The organism is Peribacillus kribbensis DSM 17871 (genome assembly GCF_000430765.1).
Lineage (GTDB): Bacteria > Bacillota > Bacilli > Bacillales > DSM-1321 > Paraperibacillus > Paraperibacillus kribbensis.
This window is the reverse complement of the sequence record NZ_AUMQ01000034.1, coordinates 80,142-96,017: the sequence shown is the minus strand read 5'-3', so window position 1 is coordinate 96,017 and position 15,876 is coordinate 80,142. Positions and strand designations below refer to the sequence as shown.

The window sequence follows — 15,876 nt, the reverse complement described above, 5'->3', positions numbered from 1 at the left end:
CCGTTACCTCACCAACTAGCTAATGCGCCGCGGGCCCATCCCTAAGTGACAGCCGAAACCGTCTTTCCACTTCCCTTCATGTGAAGAAAAGTCATATCCGGTATTAGCTCCGGTTTCCCGAAGTTATCCCGATCTTAGGGGCAGGTTGCCCACGTGTTACTCACCCGTCCGCCGCTGATCTCAGGAAGCAAGCTTCCATCGATCCGCTCGACTTGCATGTATTAGGCACGCCGCCAGCGTTCGTCCTGAGCCAGGATCAAACTCTCCGAAGAATGTTTGTGATGCACAGGATGTGCAAACATCGGCGTTGTCACAGGACGTGACGATCTTAGCCGATGATCCTTAAGCTCTATTTTGTTAAAACTTGTTTTTGTATTTTCTCGAAAGAAAATAACGTTGGCGTCTTGTTTCGTTCAGTTTTCAAAGAGCAGTTCGTGTTGGTCAAAAATAATCAATGTCTCAACGACAACTTAATTAGTTTATCATGTTCAGATGAACAAGTCAATATCAATATTTAAAAAACAAAAGAGATAATTCCTGTTGCTAAAAAGCAACCTAGCTATAGTAACATGCTCCGTAATAATTGGTCAACACCTTTTTATAAATACAAAGGTTCAATTGAACCGGATGACAGCCAGTAAAGATTATTAGCAAGAGCTTATTACTAATAAGAGGCTGTCTTAAAGCCCTGCCTGCTTATACTTAGAACCTGATTCACTGTTGAATTCAAATCCCCGGCAAACTAAGACTTTCTTATCAGACAGCCCCTAGTATAACATTGGATTTTTATAAAAGACCGACCATTTCAAGTCCGTGTAATATCCCATCTTCTTCAACGGACTTTGTTACAAATTTCGCTGCCGCTTTGACAACATCTTCTGCATTCCCCATGGCCACGCTGTTTTTCACCGTTCTGAGCATTTCAATATCATTGAGTCCGTCCCCAAAAGCATAATGCCGCTCCTCTGGAAAGCCCAGTTTTTGAACGATTTTCTCAATTCCTTTGGCCTTGGACCCTCCCTTTGGAAGAACGTCCACTGAAACTCTGTGCCACCTTATGAAATCAAAGTCCTTGTAATGTTCCTCATATTGCTTCTCTTCGCCTTCCTTGCAGAAAAGGAGAGATTGATACAGCTCACGTCCTTTATAATAGAACGGATCATGAGCAGGAGCCTGGCTGATTTTCAAGGTTGCAATGCTTTCCTTAATATATTCATGATCCGGGACATTTGCCCTCATGTCTTCATGATCCATAAACACGATAGGATGATTGTTATGAAGAGCTGTTTCTGACAGGTGCAGCAGAGAATCAATCTTCAGCGGATTGGTGTAGAGGACTTCCCCTTTAAATACCACGAACTGGCCATTATAGCTGACATATGTTTGTATATCCAGTTCATCGCGGAGATCAGCAAACATAAAAGGAGCACGTCCAGTCGCTATAGCTACTTCATGACCCCTTTCCTTCAATCTGAAGATGGCCTCCTTTGTTGCAGCCGGCAATTTTTTTTCATGGTTAAGCAGGGTTCCGTCTATATCAAAAAAAATAATGCTTTGTTCAGTCATTTGCATTCCAACTTTCATCCATTATTTTTGATTAATACATGTGTTTACGTTTTGAGGCTCTTTATAGCCCTCAAAAAAGAAAAAGGATAATCAGCGAAAAAACCGCCGACTATCCCCCTCTATTTAAACCTCTTTATTTAATTATCCTCGTGAAACATAGCTTCCATCAGTAGTGTTAATTACAAGCTTATCACCGATGTTAACGAAGAATGGAACCTGAACAACCAGGCCAGTTTCTACTGTTGCCGGCTTGGATCCGCCTGAAGCTGTGTCACCTTTGATTCCCGGTTCAGTGTCTGTCACTTCAAGAGTTACAGTGTTTGGCAGCTCCACACCCAGTGTTTCAGTTTGGAAAGTCATGATATATACTTCCATATTTTCTTTTAAGAACTTAAGCTCGCGTTCGATTTGTGCAGCTGGAAGTTCAATTTGCTCATAGCTTTCGTTATCCATGAATACATGGCTGTCGCCTGAAGCATAAAGATATTGCATTTTGCGGTTTTCAATATGGGCACGCGCCACTTTTTCACCCGCACGGAAGGTCTTTTCCTGAATCGCACCTGTACGAAGATTGCGAAGCTTTGAACGAACAAAGGCAGCGCCTTTTCCCGGCTTAACGTGCTGGAAATCGATAACCTGCCAAATTCCTCCGTCCACTTCGATTGTCAGACCTGTACGAAAATCATTTACTGAAATCATGTATGTACCTCCTGTTATAGTTACAAAATTATTAGTTCTTTGGTTGAATGAGTGAGCGCTTCGTTTCCGTCAGCCGTAATTAAGGCATCATCCTCAATCCTCACTCCGCCCAAACCTGGAATATAGATACCCGGTTCAACGGTTACCATCATTCCCTGCTCAAGGATAGTCTCGGATTTTACGGAAAGCGACGGCCCTTCATGCACTTCAAGGCCTATGCCATGTCCTGTGGAATGGCCGAAGTACTCTCCATAGCCCTTTTCTTCAATCATATTCCTTGTCAGCGCGTCGGCTTCTTTCCCGGTCATTCCCGGTTTGATGCCTGCCATCCCGCGCAGCTGGGCTTCTAACACAATATTATAAATATCCTTTAATTCCGCTCTAGGTTCTCCTACAGCGAGGGTCCGGGTAATATCAGATACATACCCATTAAAGTAGGCCCCATAATCCAAAGTAACAAAATCACCTTTTTCGATTACCTTATGAGAGGCCACACCATGAGGAAGCGCTGACCGTTTTCCAGAAGCGACGATGATATCAAACGAAGAGGATTTCGCCCCCTCTTTCCGCATAAAGAACTCAAGCTCGTTGGAGACCTGAAGTTCGGTCATACCAGGCTGGATATATTCAATAATATGCTTAAATGCAAGATCTGCGATTCCAGCTGCATCCTTTAATATCTTAATCTCAGAAGGAGTCTTAATCAAGCGTAAATTTTCAATCATCCCTGAAATCGGGACCATTTCTCCTTCAAACTCCTTTTCATAAGCTTTATAGGCAGAGAAGGTTAGATGGTCTTGTTCAAAACCCAGTCTCTTGATTCCCATGATCTTTGCCTGGGCAGCCACTTCTTCAGGTATGACTCCCTTGTGCTGAACGATTTCATAGCCTTCGGCCTGTTCCCCGGCCTGCTCGATATATCTAAAATCGGTAATGAATTTTGCCTGGTCCTGCGAAACCAGGACAACCCCTGCGGATCCAGTGAAATTCGTCATATATCTGCGATTATAGGAGCTGGTGACCAGGATGCCATCGACTCTTTTTTGCTCAAGTGACTTCCTTAATTTTGCTAGCTTTTCCATTACTCTCTCTCCTTGTTCTGTCTAATTAGAGCTGTTAACGCAAGGAAGTAGCCCTGAATCCCCAGACCGACAATCTGGCCTTTAGTAACCGGCGCTGTCACAGAGGTATGCCGAAACTCCTCCCGTGCATGCACATTGCTTATATGGACTTCGATAACCGGTCTGGTGATGCTTGCTATCGCATCCCTGATGGCATAACTGTAATGGGTGAATGCCCCAGGGTTCAGGATGATACCTGCGGTGCCCTTATCCTGAGCTTCATGAATCGCATCTATAATGGATCCTTCATGATTGGATTGGAAGCATTCCAGCTGCACATTATGCTCTTTTGCATATTTGGATAAATCCTGTTCCAAATCTTCAAGTGTCGTCTGTCCATAGTGCTCAGGCTCTCTCTTCCCAAGCCTGTTTAAGTTAGGGCCATTAATAAGTAAGATTTTCATAACTGCCAGTGTCACCATCTTTTTATAAATTGGTTCATGCTTTATGTATATCCTTCCGACAACAACATTTTAACATAATTTTGTTTCGCTTTCCTAATTCTGCCGACTGTCCTGCACGATGATAATGAGGAAGGAACATTTATATTTTCAATTCAGCTAGAGCTTTTTGTATTTTTTCGGTAAAATAGAGAAAGGGAATCCACAGATCAGCTCAGATCAGCCTTACGATAACAGGTATCATTTGAGCGTACTAAATTTACAGCATGGGCTGGTGAAAACATGTCAGAAAATCAAAAACCCGTATACGGAGGCCAGGCAGTGATAGAAGGTGTAATGTTTGGCGGCAGGCATTATACCGTTACGGCTATACGAAGAAACGATTCTTCCATAGATTATTACAGAGTTCCCAAAGAAACCAGGCCGTTTTTGGCTTCCTTAAAGCGAATCCCTCTCCTGAGAGGCATCGTAGCCATTATAGAAGCCAGCGGTATCGGCTCTAAGCATTTAACCTTTTCTTCTGACCGTTACGAAAAAGATCCTGATGAAGATTATACGATTCAAGAGAAGGAAACCTCAAAGCTTGCCATGACTCTTGGGTTTGCCGCAATCGGCGTCTTAACCTTTTTATTCGGAAAGTTCATCTTTACCTTAGTACCCGTCTTTTTGGCCGTTTTATTTAAACCTATCTTTACAAGCGACCTCAGCCAGGTTCTTCTAGAAGGGCTGTTCAAGCTCATCCTCCTTCTTGGCTATATTTACGCGGTCTCCCTTACCCCTTTAATCAAAAGGGTTTTCCAATACCACGGTGCCGAACATAAAGTCATTAATGCATTCGAAGCAGGAAAAGAATTGACTGTGAAAAATGTCCAGGAAGCTTCACGGCTCCATTACCGGTGCGGAAGCAGCTTTATCCTTTTCACGGTCATCATTGGGGTTTTTGTGTACCTGCTGGTCCCGACTTCCCCTCTCTGGCTGAGGGTCATCGACAGGCTTGCCTTGATCCCAGTCGTCCTCGGCATTTCATTTGAAGTCCTTCAGCTCACAAATAAACTTAGGGACCTGCCGGTTTTAAAATATCTGGGCTATCCCGGCTTATGGCTGCAGCTTCTGACCACAAAAGAGCCTTCTGATGACCAGGTCGAAGTGGCGATTGCTTCCTTTCATGAACTCCTGAAAATGGAAAAGGGGGTATTGGAAGGTTTAAAGGATAAGGAGATTGTGTAAGAAATAGTTATAGAATATATTTTTTTGAATCGGGAACTTTACGATATAGATAAGTTTAAAGTTTAGCAAAAATGCAAATGATGCTCTTAAGGAGGTGGCTTTGTTGAATCGTCCGGTAACATTTTTAGTGTATGGTGTAATTTTCCTGGGAGCTGTAGGCCTAATAGGCAGCATTATCCAAAATCCTGCGGGTTTCGCTAAAAATATATTGATCTTAGCCGTTACACTGGGGATTATTATCTTTGCAGTCAAACGTTTAACAAAAAGCAAGCCTAATGAGAAACATGAACGTGCATTTATGAAAGCTGCCCGCGAATCAAAAAAACGCAATAAAAACCGTGATACTTCACGCGGAAAGGTAAACAATGTCAAAAGCTTTACCCTGGCCAAAAATCTTAAGCGCGCAAGAAATAAAAACCGTTCAGATATACACCTTACTGTTATTGAAGGAAAAAAAGGCAAAAAGAAAAATCGGGCATTATTTTAATGCCCGATTAAAACTGAAGTTACTCTCGATCTAAACTCGAGTTTGATTTCAGTTTTTTTATTTTCAGTTAAAAAATCCACCTTTCCAGAAAATCTTCTGTATAGCTTTTACCCCATTCCATCAATTTCAGCTTTTTCTCGTGTGTCAGATGAAACTCTGTTGCCAGTGTTCCCTTTGCCGGGATGAATAGTATGTTCGGTGTCAGCTTTCTTGAGATGTACCTCGAATCATGGGCATCCTTCATGGTTTCAAAGAGCCCTCCGAATAAGTCAAAGGCATTATCAATATTTTTAGGGGCCGCCGTATAAATATCCGTTGTGATTTTCACTCCCAGCACCGGCCTGACCTTCAGTACATTCTCTTCATCAAACAGCCACATTGGAAAGTTGCTTAAGACCGCTCCATCCACAATTAAACTCTTTTTCTTTCGAGCTGTGAGTCTCACGGGCTCAAAAAAGTAAGGAATACTGCAGCTCATCCGAACAGCACGTGCAATAGGAAAAGTCGATGGATCAATCCCATAGGCAGGAAGATCATCGGGAATCACTATCAGTTTGGCGTTGCTCAAATCAGAGGCAATAACCCGGAACGTTTGATGAGGAAGGTCACCAAAGGTCACAAGCCCCTTTTTAGCAAGATATGCCGCTACCCAGTTCTCCAATTCATCTCCTTTATACAAGCCCATCCGTTTATAAAGAAGAAGCCATTTCCCAAAAGGGATAGGCAGCCTAAGCTTCCTTTTATCCAGCAGTTTATGAAAATCTGTCTTGGCAATGATTTCTTTTAATTCCCTGCTGGTGTAGCCGGCTATGATGAATGCGGCAATCACGGCTCCTGCACTTGTTCCCCCAAGCCTTATAAATTTATAGCCCTTATTTTCTATTGCTTCATAAGCACCGGCAAATGCCAGCCCTCGAATTCCTCCGCCGGAAAAAACACCATCCAGATGCATGTCCCCATCCCCCTGATGTATCGATTGTTACATCTTTAATCAGGGAATGAGATTTTTATTCCTTTATTGATCAAGCCTGACAGGGTCTGACATGCTGTTTTTTTGACAGAAGGAGACCTTTACGTAAAATATTGGACCCGAGACTGGGGAAAATACTCAGCTATATACCCCCTGATCGTATCCTCCAATTCCTTTGCTTCTTCTGTGTTATAAACAAATTTACCAATCCCGTAGCGTCCCCATTTATATTTGCGCTTGCTCTCGTCCAGTTCAAGCTTTGATTTAGGATAGTTTTTTTCGATCACCTTCTTAGCCGGCCTTGTAAACCGATGCTGAATAAGCTCAAAGGTAAGGTCCGACAAATCTACCCCCTTAAGGGAATTGCTCAGGCGCTCAAAAAGCTCGTGATAGCCTTCCTTCCAGTTTTCGTGGCGGTAGATCGGGGCGACGATAAAGCCAAGGGGGTAGCCCGCATCCGCAACCTTCCTTGCTGCCTCCAGGCGTCCATCGAAAGTGGAGGTTCCAGGTTCGAAGTTTTTGATCACGAATCGTGAATTCACACTGAACCTAAATCTCGTCTTTCCATTATGCTCGGCATCCAGGAGATGATCCACATGCTCGAACTTGGTTACAAAGCGCAGAGCCGCATGCTCATGCTTTCCGAAAAATTCAATGGCCCGTTTCAGGGAATGAGTCAGATGGTCGACCCCGACAATGTCAGAGGTACATGCCGCTTCGAAGCGCGTGATCTCTGGCTTTCTTTCTTCCATATATTTAACGGCCTGCTCGAAAATTTCATCTGTGTTAACGTATACCCGGATGTACGGCTTGCTGCCAAGGGTGGTCTGCAGATAACAATAATGACAGTGTCCCATACAGCCAGTCGCAAGAGGAATGGCGTACTCTGCTGACGGCTTTGAGGTATCAAACTTTAACGTTCTCCTCACACCTACTACAAGAGTGGACTTCGCGACCCGGTATTTTTGAAAATCACTTTCCCCCGGAAGATTCCGGATTTGATTGTGCGAGGTCGTTTCGCGTATTTCTATGTTCATATCCTCAAATTTCTTTTTTAATTCCCTGCCAAGGGGATATTCCAATGCCTGCGGCTCGATATAGACAAGCTGAGGAACAAAAGGCTTCATGCTTTCACCACTTTCAACAATGTTTTCAGGAGCTCGCAAGCGTCCCAGGCTGCCGGCCTCCCGCAGAAAGTCCCAAATCTTTCTCTGAATAGCATTTGTTTTTTCCTAAGAATGCATGATTTCCTTGTTATGGCAGGCAACGGATCATTAGCTCTGAAAATCGGATGATAAATCAGCTCAGCCTGTTCAGCTTTCTATGGACCCGACGCCTCTCGAGAAACTCTCCTCAATTTTAATGCAGGAATACCTCTAAACAGACAAAAACAGGCAAACCCTATTAGTGGGTTTGCCTGTTATCAAGCTGTTTATTCAGATATAATCAAAGTCCGCATTTTAGCTGGGAACCGCAGTTGGTGCAGGTATTGCAGCCGCCGATTTCCTTTACTTTCCCCTTGCGGCAGACCGGGCAGGTATTGCCGACCTCAGAGCCAATGGTTACATCCGTATCACGAAGAGGTGAAATGGTGTCTACAAGGACTACCTTCTTTTCTTCCTGTGCTTGGTTATCTTCCTCTTCAAACGTATTATCTTCGGCTTTAAGAGTCAATACCTGTGAATCGCGACTTCCGTCCACATACACCGTACCGCCTTTTGCGCCGCCTTTATACAAGCGCTCATACACTTTCTCAACCTGCTGCACTGTATAACCTCTTGGTGCGTTTACAGTCTTACTGATAGAGCTGTCAATCCAGCGCTGAATGATGCACTGAACATCTGCATGAGCCTCTGGAGAAAGTTCCATGGCTGAAATAAACCATTTTGGAAGGGCATTAGGATCCGCTTCAGGATGCTTATTCAGATACTCCTGAACAATATCAGCTTTCACTTCGATAAATTTGCCAAGACGTCCGCTTCTGTAATAAGTGAACGAGAAGTAAGGCTCTAATCCTGTAGAAACGCCGACCATCGTACCAGTGGACCCAGTAGGGGCAACTGTCAGTAAGTGAGAGTTACGGATGCCATCTTTTACAATGGATTCCCTGATAGCTTCAGGCATTTTCTTCATGTAGCCTGTTTCTGCAAAGGCTTTTCTCAAGCGGTTTGTATCTTCCTCAGATTCACCTTGAAGGAATGGGAAGCTCCCCTTTTCTTTTCCAAGCTCCACAGAAGTCTCATACGCCGTAACCGCGATCGTTTCAAACACCTGATCAACGAGCTGGTTGCCTTCCTCAGAACCATATTCGGTCTCGCAATAAATCAATAGATCGTGAAGGCCCATTACACCAAGACCCACACGTCTTTCACCGAGGGCCTGCTTTTTATTTTCTTCCAAGAAATATGGAGTCGCATCAATTACATTATCCTGCATGCGGACACCGACTCTTACGGTTTCCTTCAGCTTCTCAAAGTTTACCGTCTTATTTTCCTTATCTGCCATCTCAGCAAGATTGACTGCTGCAAGGTTGCAGACCGAGTATGGGGCAAGCGGCTGTTCCAGTTTTGTTATCGTAAAGGCTTTTTATCCCTTACTTCTTGTACTTCTTTTTCGTACAAGTTCAGCATATCTTTTCATTTACTTTTTATTTGCTATATTTCTCATGAATTTTAGAAGTTCCTTTCTTCCTAGGTCCCTTGAAAAAATCGATGCAGAAATTATTCGTAAGTCCTTAACCCCATATAGTGAATGAATCTCGTCAATCATAGGTGATAAATAAGTTTTTACTTTATTTAAAGGAATAATGTTAACAACTTCTTTGTTTCTATGCGCCCATTGTATAACATGTTGTTTTATTTGCTCATGTCTTATTTCTTTTTTTTCTACCTGCTTTTGTGTGGCTAACTGAATATTACAATGGCCAGCACAAGCTTGCTTACAAAACTTTTGATTGGAGGAGACTAAAACAGTAAAAGAACTGCCGCATACAGGACAATATCTTACATGTCGCGGAACTTTAATTTTCCCTTTTTGAGCTAGTCCGCTTTTCCTTAATCCATTTAACATGCCTTGTTTTGCGGCACTTTCTGATTCCCATATCTTTTTAGTATTCTCTCCAATCCTCTGTTTTGTGAGGATAGTATGTTTTTGATTAAAGTGAGCATTTAAACAACCTGAGACACTTTTGTTAATAGTTGTGTTGTTAGATTTATTCCATTCACTTATTATGGCATTTAAGGTATACGGCAGCCCCTTGTGAATTTCTAGAAGTTCATTATAGGAAACTAACTCACTCTGAATTCCAAAGTTCTGGCTTAATATCTGCAAAGCCTTTTGAGCTTCTGCTATTGCACGTTTGTCCCTTGATTTCACTTCGATTATTTTTTCTAAATCACCGGAACAATTATATAAAAAGAAGTCTGGCTTATAAATTTTATATCCAAGGTCATAAGAGCGAACTTCGTATTTCCATTTTTGTCCAATATAGTCGAGGTATTTTACATATGCATATTCGTATGAACTTCTGAGAAATACTCCTTTATAAAAACCTGAATATCCCCTGTTCATTTTTCACCTCATACCGAAATTGTTATATAGCTAAAAAGAAATGTTGCGGCCTCGTGGATCGATTATATTCTGCTGATGCAGGTTCACGATCTATGCGTTGCCCCTGACTGGACTTTTACTCCCAGCCTTCGGTTCGGATTCCCATCACAGGGTTCCCGCTTTATTCCGCAATGTTTAACGTGAGGCAAACTACGCTGCTCTACCACACGGATTCGTCGCTACAACATGCTGGCCGTAAGCTTTTGCATTAGTCATATCGTTCGCATTATCGATGAAGAAAATGCCGGGCTCTGCGGAATAGGTTGCGCAGACGTTAATCAAATTCCAAAGCTCTTTTGCTTTAATGGTGCGGTACACCCGTACCTTATGGCCAAGCTTCTCCCATTCCCGTACATCGCCGATCTTATGCCATTCTCTGTTATAGATTTCCATTTCTTCCTGATTGTAGCTTTCCACATCCGGGAATCGGAGATCATACGTTTCATCATTCTCGACGGCTGCCATGAATTCCTTGGTCAGACAGACAGAAATGTTTGCACCAGTCAGGAACTCCGGATTATGGACGCTGTAAGTTCCGCCTGTGCTGAGCTTATTCTCGGCATCCTTAATAATCTTCTCGCTGAACCCGCCAAGGCCAGGCATGTTTTTATAGTTTACAATACCCTGATACATCGCTGCCTCGGATTCTGAGAACGAAGTGAATTTCAGCTTTTCATTGGCATATTGTTTGATGGTTTCATCATTTGTATTTTCAATTAAGTATCTCAGTATTCGTGGATTCTGCATCTTGGAGATGATGAATTCCACGATGTCTGGGTGAGAATCGATCAGCATGATCATTTGAGCCCCACGTCTCGATCCGCCCTGTTCAACAAGATGAGTAAGCTTGGCGATATCATCAAGCCAGGATACGGAACCGGATGATTTGCCATTCACGCCTCTTGCCAGGGTGTTCCTTGGACGCAGGGTCGAACCATTTGTCCCGACACCGCCGCCGCGGCTCATGATTTCCATGACCTGTTTGCGGTGTTCCGAGATTCCCTCTCTTGAATCCTGGATGTAAGGCATGACGTAACAGTTGAAATACGTGACATCGGTATCGGCGCCGGCGCCGTACAGGACGCGTCCTGCAGGGATAAAATTCAGTGACGCAAGCTCATTGTAAAACTTCCCGAACCACTCTTTGCGCTTTTCCTCTGTTTTCTCAACCGATGCAAGTCCTGTTGCATTTCTTTTCGCAATTTGTTCATAAAAGATTTCCAGCGGCTTTTCAATCACATCCAGCGATCGGTTCACGATGCCTGTTTCCGCCTCTCCCGGCTTGTCCAGAACTCCCCTGAACTCCTCTTCTACGAGAACATCCGCCCTCTTATTCTCCCAATCAATATTGACGATGTATCCAAGCCCCCGCGCCGGGAACTTTGGATCTTCTTTGATGGTCAATACGACAAAGTCACCTGCTGTAAGTGTAACCTTTGCTGTATCCTTAAACGAATAACGGTCCAGCATAACCAGCCTGGAGACCCCTTTATGGGCAAGCTTCATATCTTCCGTGACGGGATGCACCTGCGGGAAAATGTTTATGTCCTGGTTCAGCCTTTCGATATTAATCTTCATGGTATTTCCTAATGCAACAGACAATGCAATCTCTCCTTCAATAAACAGTTTAGAAAAAGCGACAAAATACGCCGTTTCCAATTGAGTACCCTAAATCTATCATAAACAAACCCTGTAAATCAATATATAGTATCTGAAATATTTTTATCGACACTATATATGGTGTTCTGGTCAAAAGAGAAGGATTTTGTCAAATCAAAAAAGAATTTATGTCACAGAGAAAAATAGAGGAATTTGTAGATTTTCCTCATTTTTCGGGATAAATCAAAGGGATTCAGCGGTTGCTTTTCCGGGGCATTTTTGAACCCCTTGGTAAATTTGGGGAGGATGAGGGTCAATTAAAATGCTCATTAAAAAAAATATATTTTTTTATGAGTTGACACTATAAAAAAGAATATGATATTCGACAAATAGCATCAAATTACAAAAAGTTTTTGATTCTTTAGTCTATCAACTATATAATTATGTTGCTGGAACTTTCAGTGTAAAAGGAGGTTTGAAAATGCAAAACCTGTATATTCTACTGGTGCTTGTAGGTGCCTTTGCTATATATTCGCTGATTATGTGGCTGAATCAAAAGCGCATATTAAAAACGCTGAATCAGGAAGAGTTCATTGTCGGCTACCGGAAGGCACAGCTGATTGATGTGCGGGAGCCCAATGAGTATGAAGCCGGGCACATCCTTGGAGCCAGGAATATTCCGATGACACAGATGAAGATGCGATTAAAGGAAATCCGTCCGGACAAGCCTGTGTACTTATACTGCCAAAGCGGAATCAGGAGCGGCCGTGCTGCCCAGATGCTTTACCGCAAAGGGTATAAAGATTTGTACCATCTTAAAGGCGGTTTTAAGCAATGGGGCGGAAAGATCAAGAAAAAAGCGTAATTCTTATTGATCTCGCAGAAATGGACGTATGAATTGGCATACGTCTTTTTTTGTTTACTAAAGCACCAGAATATGGTGAATAGTACGATTGTACATTTAAAAGAGGGTCATAGCTTCTCTCATTTTCAGAAACTTTTATCCAACGGGAAAATCTCCGCTTACTGGTACTTCTAAGGAGCCTCATCCTAATTGATAAAATGAACCATATCACAGGTAAAAGAGGGTTAATAGATTCTGCCCTTAATAAAGAATGTGGAGCAATGGCGGGTTCTTACTTTCTATTCTGTCCTCTCCTTTCATAGAGCGGAGGAACGTCCGCAAACAAAAAAAGGGACTGTCCCAATGGTAAGCCATTGAATCAGTCCCTTATCAGCCTCTTATGATTGTAAAAGATACACTTCCCTCCGCTGGCATAAACCAGTTGAGGTTCAAGGGTCAAAGACTTGATCGGGTCTTCCTCTCAGCCGGCCTTCCCGGCACCCCTAGTGCTAATTTATCCGTTTTCTTAATCTCTTATTTTTCTGCCTTAGCATAGCGCAGTACAGGTTTGCGGGCAGCCAAAGTCTCATCCAGCCGCTTGATGACTGTGGTATGAGGAGCCTCTTGTACGATTTCAGGATTCTCCTCTGCTTCTTTTGCGATTTGGATCATTGCATCAATAAAGGAATCCAATGTTTCTTTTGACTCCGTCTCAGTCGGCTCGATCATGATGCATTCCTCCACATTCAGCGGGAAGTAGATCGTTGGCGGATGATAGCCGAAGTCCAGCAGCCTCTTGGCGATATCAAGTGTCCTTACCCCAAGTTTTTTCTGGCGCCTGCCGCTGAGTACAAATTCATGCTTGCAATGCCTGTCAAACGGAAGATCGTAATATTCCGCAAGGCGCCTCATCATATAGTTCGCATTCAGTACGGCATATTCTGTGACTGCTTTTAAGCCGTCCGGCCCCATGGTACGAATATACGTGTAAGCCCGGACATTAATGCCAAAATTTCCGTAATAAGGCTTCACTCTGCCAATGGACTGCGGGCGGTCATAATCAAGGATGTACTGATCGTCTTTTTTCGCGACGATCGGAGCTGGAAGGAATGGAATTAATTCCTTTTTTACTCCGACAGGACCGGAGCCCGGACCTCCGCCTCCATGAGGACCTGTAAAGGTTTTATGGAGATTTAAATGGACCACGTCAAAGCCCATATCCCCAGGACGCGCCTTTGAAAGGACGGCGTTCAGGTTGGCCCCGTCATAATAGAGCTTCCCGCCTGCACCATGGACAATCTCCGCCATCTCCAGAATATTTTCTTCAAAAAGTCCCAATGTATTAGGGTTTGTCAGCATAAGAGCCGCTGTATCAGGACCTACTACTCTACGCAGATCTTCAAGGTCTACAAGCCCCTGGTCATTGGATTTGACAGTCACAGTCTCAAATCCGGCAACAGTTGCTGATGCAGGGTTTGTTCCGTGCGCGGAATCCGGGACGATGACCTTGGTTCTTTCTGTATCCCCATTCGCCTCATGAAAGGCCCGGATCATCATGAGACCCGTCCATTCGCCATGTGCTCCTGCAGCAGGCTGCAGTGTCACTTCATCCATACCCGTGATTTCGATGAGATGCTCCTGAAGGTCGTACATGAGTTCTAAAGCCCCTTGGACCGTGCTTTCTTCCTGCAGCGGGTGGATGTGGGCAAACCCATTGAAACGGGCAACGGCTTCATTGATCTTCGGATTATATTTCATCGTACAAGAGCCAAGCGGATAAAACCCGGAATCGACTCCATGATTCCTTCTGGATAAGGCCGTATAATGGCGCATAATATCGAGCTCTGATACTTCAGGGAGCTCTGCTTCTTCCTCCCTGATATACTCGGCAGGAAGTATGCTTTCAAGGCTCAGTTCCTCTATTTCCAGGTCAGGCAGGCTGAACCCGATCCTTCCGGGAGTGCTCAGTTCAAAAATTAACGGCTGGTCTTGTTCCTGGTTATTCATGCCCATCCCCCAATTCTGCCACAAACGTGTCGATTTCCTCTTTTGTCCTTAATTCTGTGACTGCAATCAGCATATGATCCTCAAGCTCAGGATAGCTGCGGCCCAAGTCATAACCGCCTATGATTCCTTTTTGCAATAACAGCTTGTTTATTTCTGAAACCGGCTTATTTAATTTGACGACGAATTCATTAAATGACGGACCTTCAAAAACGACGTCCAGCCCGGCAGCCTTCATGCGCTTTTTGGCATAATGAGCTTTTTGGATATTCCGTGTGGACATCTCTTTCACCCCTTTTTTACCGAGAGCCGTCATGGCTACGGAAGCGGCAAGGGCGTTTAATGCCTGATTCGAGCAGATATTAGAAGTTGCCTTATCGCGGCGGATATGCTGTTCGCGCGCCTGCAGGGTGAGGACAAATCCCCTTTTGCCGTCTTCGTCCACGGTTTGTCCGACAAGCCGGCCCGGCACCTTCCGCATCAGTTTGCTTGTGACAGCGAAATATCCGCAGTGAGGGCCTCCGAATGCAGATGGAATGCCGAATGGCTGTGCATCTCCTGCTACAATATCAGCACCGAATTTTCCTGGAGGTGTTAAAGCACCGAGTGCAGCCGGATTGCTTGAGACAATCAGCATCGCTTTTTGCTCATGGACAATCTGCTCAATTTCTTTAAGCGGCTCAATGCGGCCGAAGAAATTAGGATATTGTACAATCACTCCCGCAATATCTTCAGATGCCAGATTTGCCAGCGCCTCAAGATCTGTGATGCCGTCTGCATAAGGAATTTCTACGACTTCGATATACTGTCCCTTAGCGTATGTCTTTACGACATCCCTTGTCTCAGGGTGGACAGCCTTGGAGATTAATATTTTCTTTCGGCGTGTATGTCCGGTGCTCAGCATGGCGGCTTCCGCAATCGCCGTTCCCCCGTCATACATGGATGAATTCGCTACATCCATCCCGGTCAGCTCGCAGAACATGGTCTGGAACTCAAAAATCGCCTGCAATTCTCCCTGTGAGATTTCCGGCTGATAAGGAGTATAGGCTGTATAGAATTCCGATCTTGAGATCACATGATCTACAATGGTCGGTATGTAATGGTCATATACACCGGCTCCCAGGAAGGAGGTGTTTTGTTTAAGGTCAGCATTCTTTGCGGCGAGTCTTGTCATTTCCTTCAGCAATGCTGATTCAGATGCTGCCGGCTTAATGCTGTATTCCCCTTTAAAGCGGACACTCTCAGGAATATCCTGGAAAAGTTCATCTATGGATGATACACCGACCGCTTCAAGCATTTGTTGTTGATCCTGCTCAGTCATCGGTAGATAACGATGCTTCATGCTAATT

The 15,876-nt window shown here is 44.0% G+C and carries 12 protein-coding genes, 1 rRNA gene, 2 pseudogenes and 1 riboswitch; of the genes and pseudogenes, 3 read left to right on the top strand and 12 right to left on the bottom strand.

The window, feature by feature from the left end; genetic code table 11:
* The 5 genes from H539_RS0106865 to aroQ form a co-directional block, all read right to left on the bottom strand.
* A 16S ribosomal RNA gene (locus H539_RS0106865) occupies positions 1–272 on the bottom strand; the annotation flags it as partial.
* Between the two features lie 514 nt (positions 273–786).
* Positions 787–1,566: a Cof-type HAD-IIB family hydrolase gene (locus tag H539_RS0106860; protein ID WP_026692926.1), complete on the bottom strand. Its 780-nt coding sequence runs from the start codon at positions 1,564–1,566 to the stop codon at positions 787–789.
* A 141-nt stretch (positions 1,567–1,707) separates the two neighbouring features.
* On the bottom strand, positions 1,708–2,265 hold the full coding sequence (efp, locus tag H539_RS0106855) for an elongation factor P (RefSeq protein ID WP_026692925.1): 558 nt from the start codon (positions 2,263–2,265) through the stop codon (positions 1,708–1,710).
* Between the two features lie 20 nt (positions 2,266–2,285).
* Positions 2,286–3,347 carry a M24 family metallopeptidase gene (locus tag H539_RS0106850; protein ID WP_026692924.1) on the bottom strand — a complete coding sequence of 354 codons (1,062 nt, stop codon included), beginning with the start codon at positions 3,345–3,347 and terminating at the stop codon, positions 2,286–2,288.
* The gene (gene aroQ / locus H539_RS0106845) at positions 3,347–3,790 is read right to left on the bottom strand and encodes a type II 3-dehydroquinate dehydratase (RefSeq protein ID WP_026692923.1); all 444 of its coding nucleotides are present in this window, start codon (positions 3,788–3,790) and stop codon (positions 3,347–3,349) included. The genes H539_RS0106850 and aroQ overlap by 1 nt, the downstream gene beginning before the upstream one ends.
* Positions 3,791–4,069: 279 nt before the next feature.
* On the opposite strand from aroQ, the gene H539_RS0106840 reads away from it, so the two are divergent.
* A complete protein-coding gene (locus H539_RS0106840) occupies positions 4,070–5,014 on the top strand; it encodes a DUF1385 domain-containing protein (RefSeq protein ID WP_026692922.1) in 945 nt (314 codons plus the stop codon).
* A gap of 103 nt (positions 5,015–5,117) precedes the next feature.
* Positions 5,118–5,501 carry an SA1362 family protein gene (locus H539_RS0106835; protein WP_035322048.1) on the top strand — a complete coding sequence of 128 codons (384 nt, stop codon included), beginning with the start codon at positions 5,118–5,120 and terminating at the stop codon, positions 5,499–5,501.
* 67 nt (positions 5,502–5,568) lie between these two features.
* Here H539_RS0106835 and H539_RS0106830 read toward each other — a convergent pair whose 3' ends face one another.
* The 5 genes and pseudogenes from H539_RS0106830 to H539_RS27975 form a co-directional block, all read right to left on the bottom strand.
* A complete protein-coding gene (locus H539_RS0106830; protein WP_026692920.1) occupies positions 5,569–6,453 on the bottom strand; it encodes a patatin-like phospholipase family protein in 885 nt (294 codons plus the stop codon).
* Between the two features lie 119 nt (positions 6,454–6,572).
* Positions 6,573–7,598 carry a spore photoproduct lyase gene (gene splB, locus H539_RS0106825; RefSeq protein ID WP_026692919.1) on the bottom strand — a complete coding sequence of 342 codons (1,026 nt, stop codon included), beginning with the start codon at positions 7,596–7,598 and terminating at the stop codon, positions 6,573–6,575.
* Positions 7,599–7,917: 319 nt separating this feature from the next.
* Positions 7,918–9,033: pseudogene (locus tag H539_RS0106820) on the bottom strand (vitamin B12-dependent ribonucleotide reductase); the annotation flags it as partial.
* Positions 9,034–9,111: 78 nt separating this feature from the next.
* Positions 9,112–10,041, bottom strand: a complete 930-nt coding sequence (locus H539_RS27980; RefSeq protein ID WP_035322045.1) for a PDDEXK family nuclease — start codon at positions 10,039–10,041, stop codon at positions 9,112–9,114.
* A 201-nt stretch (positions 10,042–10,242) separates the two neighbouring features.
* Positions 10,243–11,682, bottom strand: a pseudogene (locus H539_RS27975) (vitamin B12-dependent ribonucleotide reductase); the annotation flags it as partial.
* Between the two features lie 478 nt (positions 11,683–12,160).
* Here H539_RS27975 and H539_RS0106800 point away from each other — a divergent pair.
* Positions 12,161–12,544, top strand: a complete 384-nt coding sequence (locus tag H539_RS0106800; protein WP_026692917.1) for a rhodanese-like domain-containing protein — start codon at positions 12,161–12,163, stop codon at positions 12,542–12,544.
* Between the two features lie 382 nt (positions 12,545–12,926).
* Positions 12,927–13,038: riboswitch (TPP riboswitch) on the bottom strand.
* 19 nt (positions 13,039–13,057) lie between these two features.
* Here the strand turns inward: H539_RS0106800 and gcvPB are convergent.
* Complete coding sequence (gene gcvPB / locus H539_RS0106795; RefSeq protein WP_026692916.1) at positions 13,058–14,530, bottom strand: aminomethyl-transferring glycine dehydrogenase subunit GcvPB; 1,473 nt, start codon at positions 14,528–14,530, stop codon at positions 13,058–13,060.
* On the bottom strand, positions 14,523–15,869 hold the full coding sequence (gene gcvPA / locus H539_RS0106790; protein WP_026692915.1) for an aminomethyl-transferring glycine dehydrogenase subunit GcvPA: 1,347 nt from the start codon (positions 15,867–15,869) through the stop codon (positions 14,523–14,525). The genes gcvPB and gcvPA overlap by 8 nt, the downstream gene beginning before the upstream one ends.
* Between the last annotated feature and the right edge of the window lie 7 nt (positions 15,870–15,876).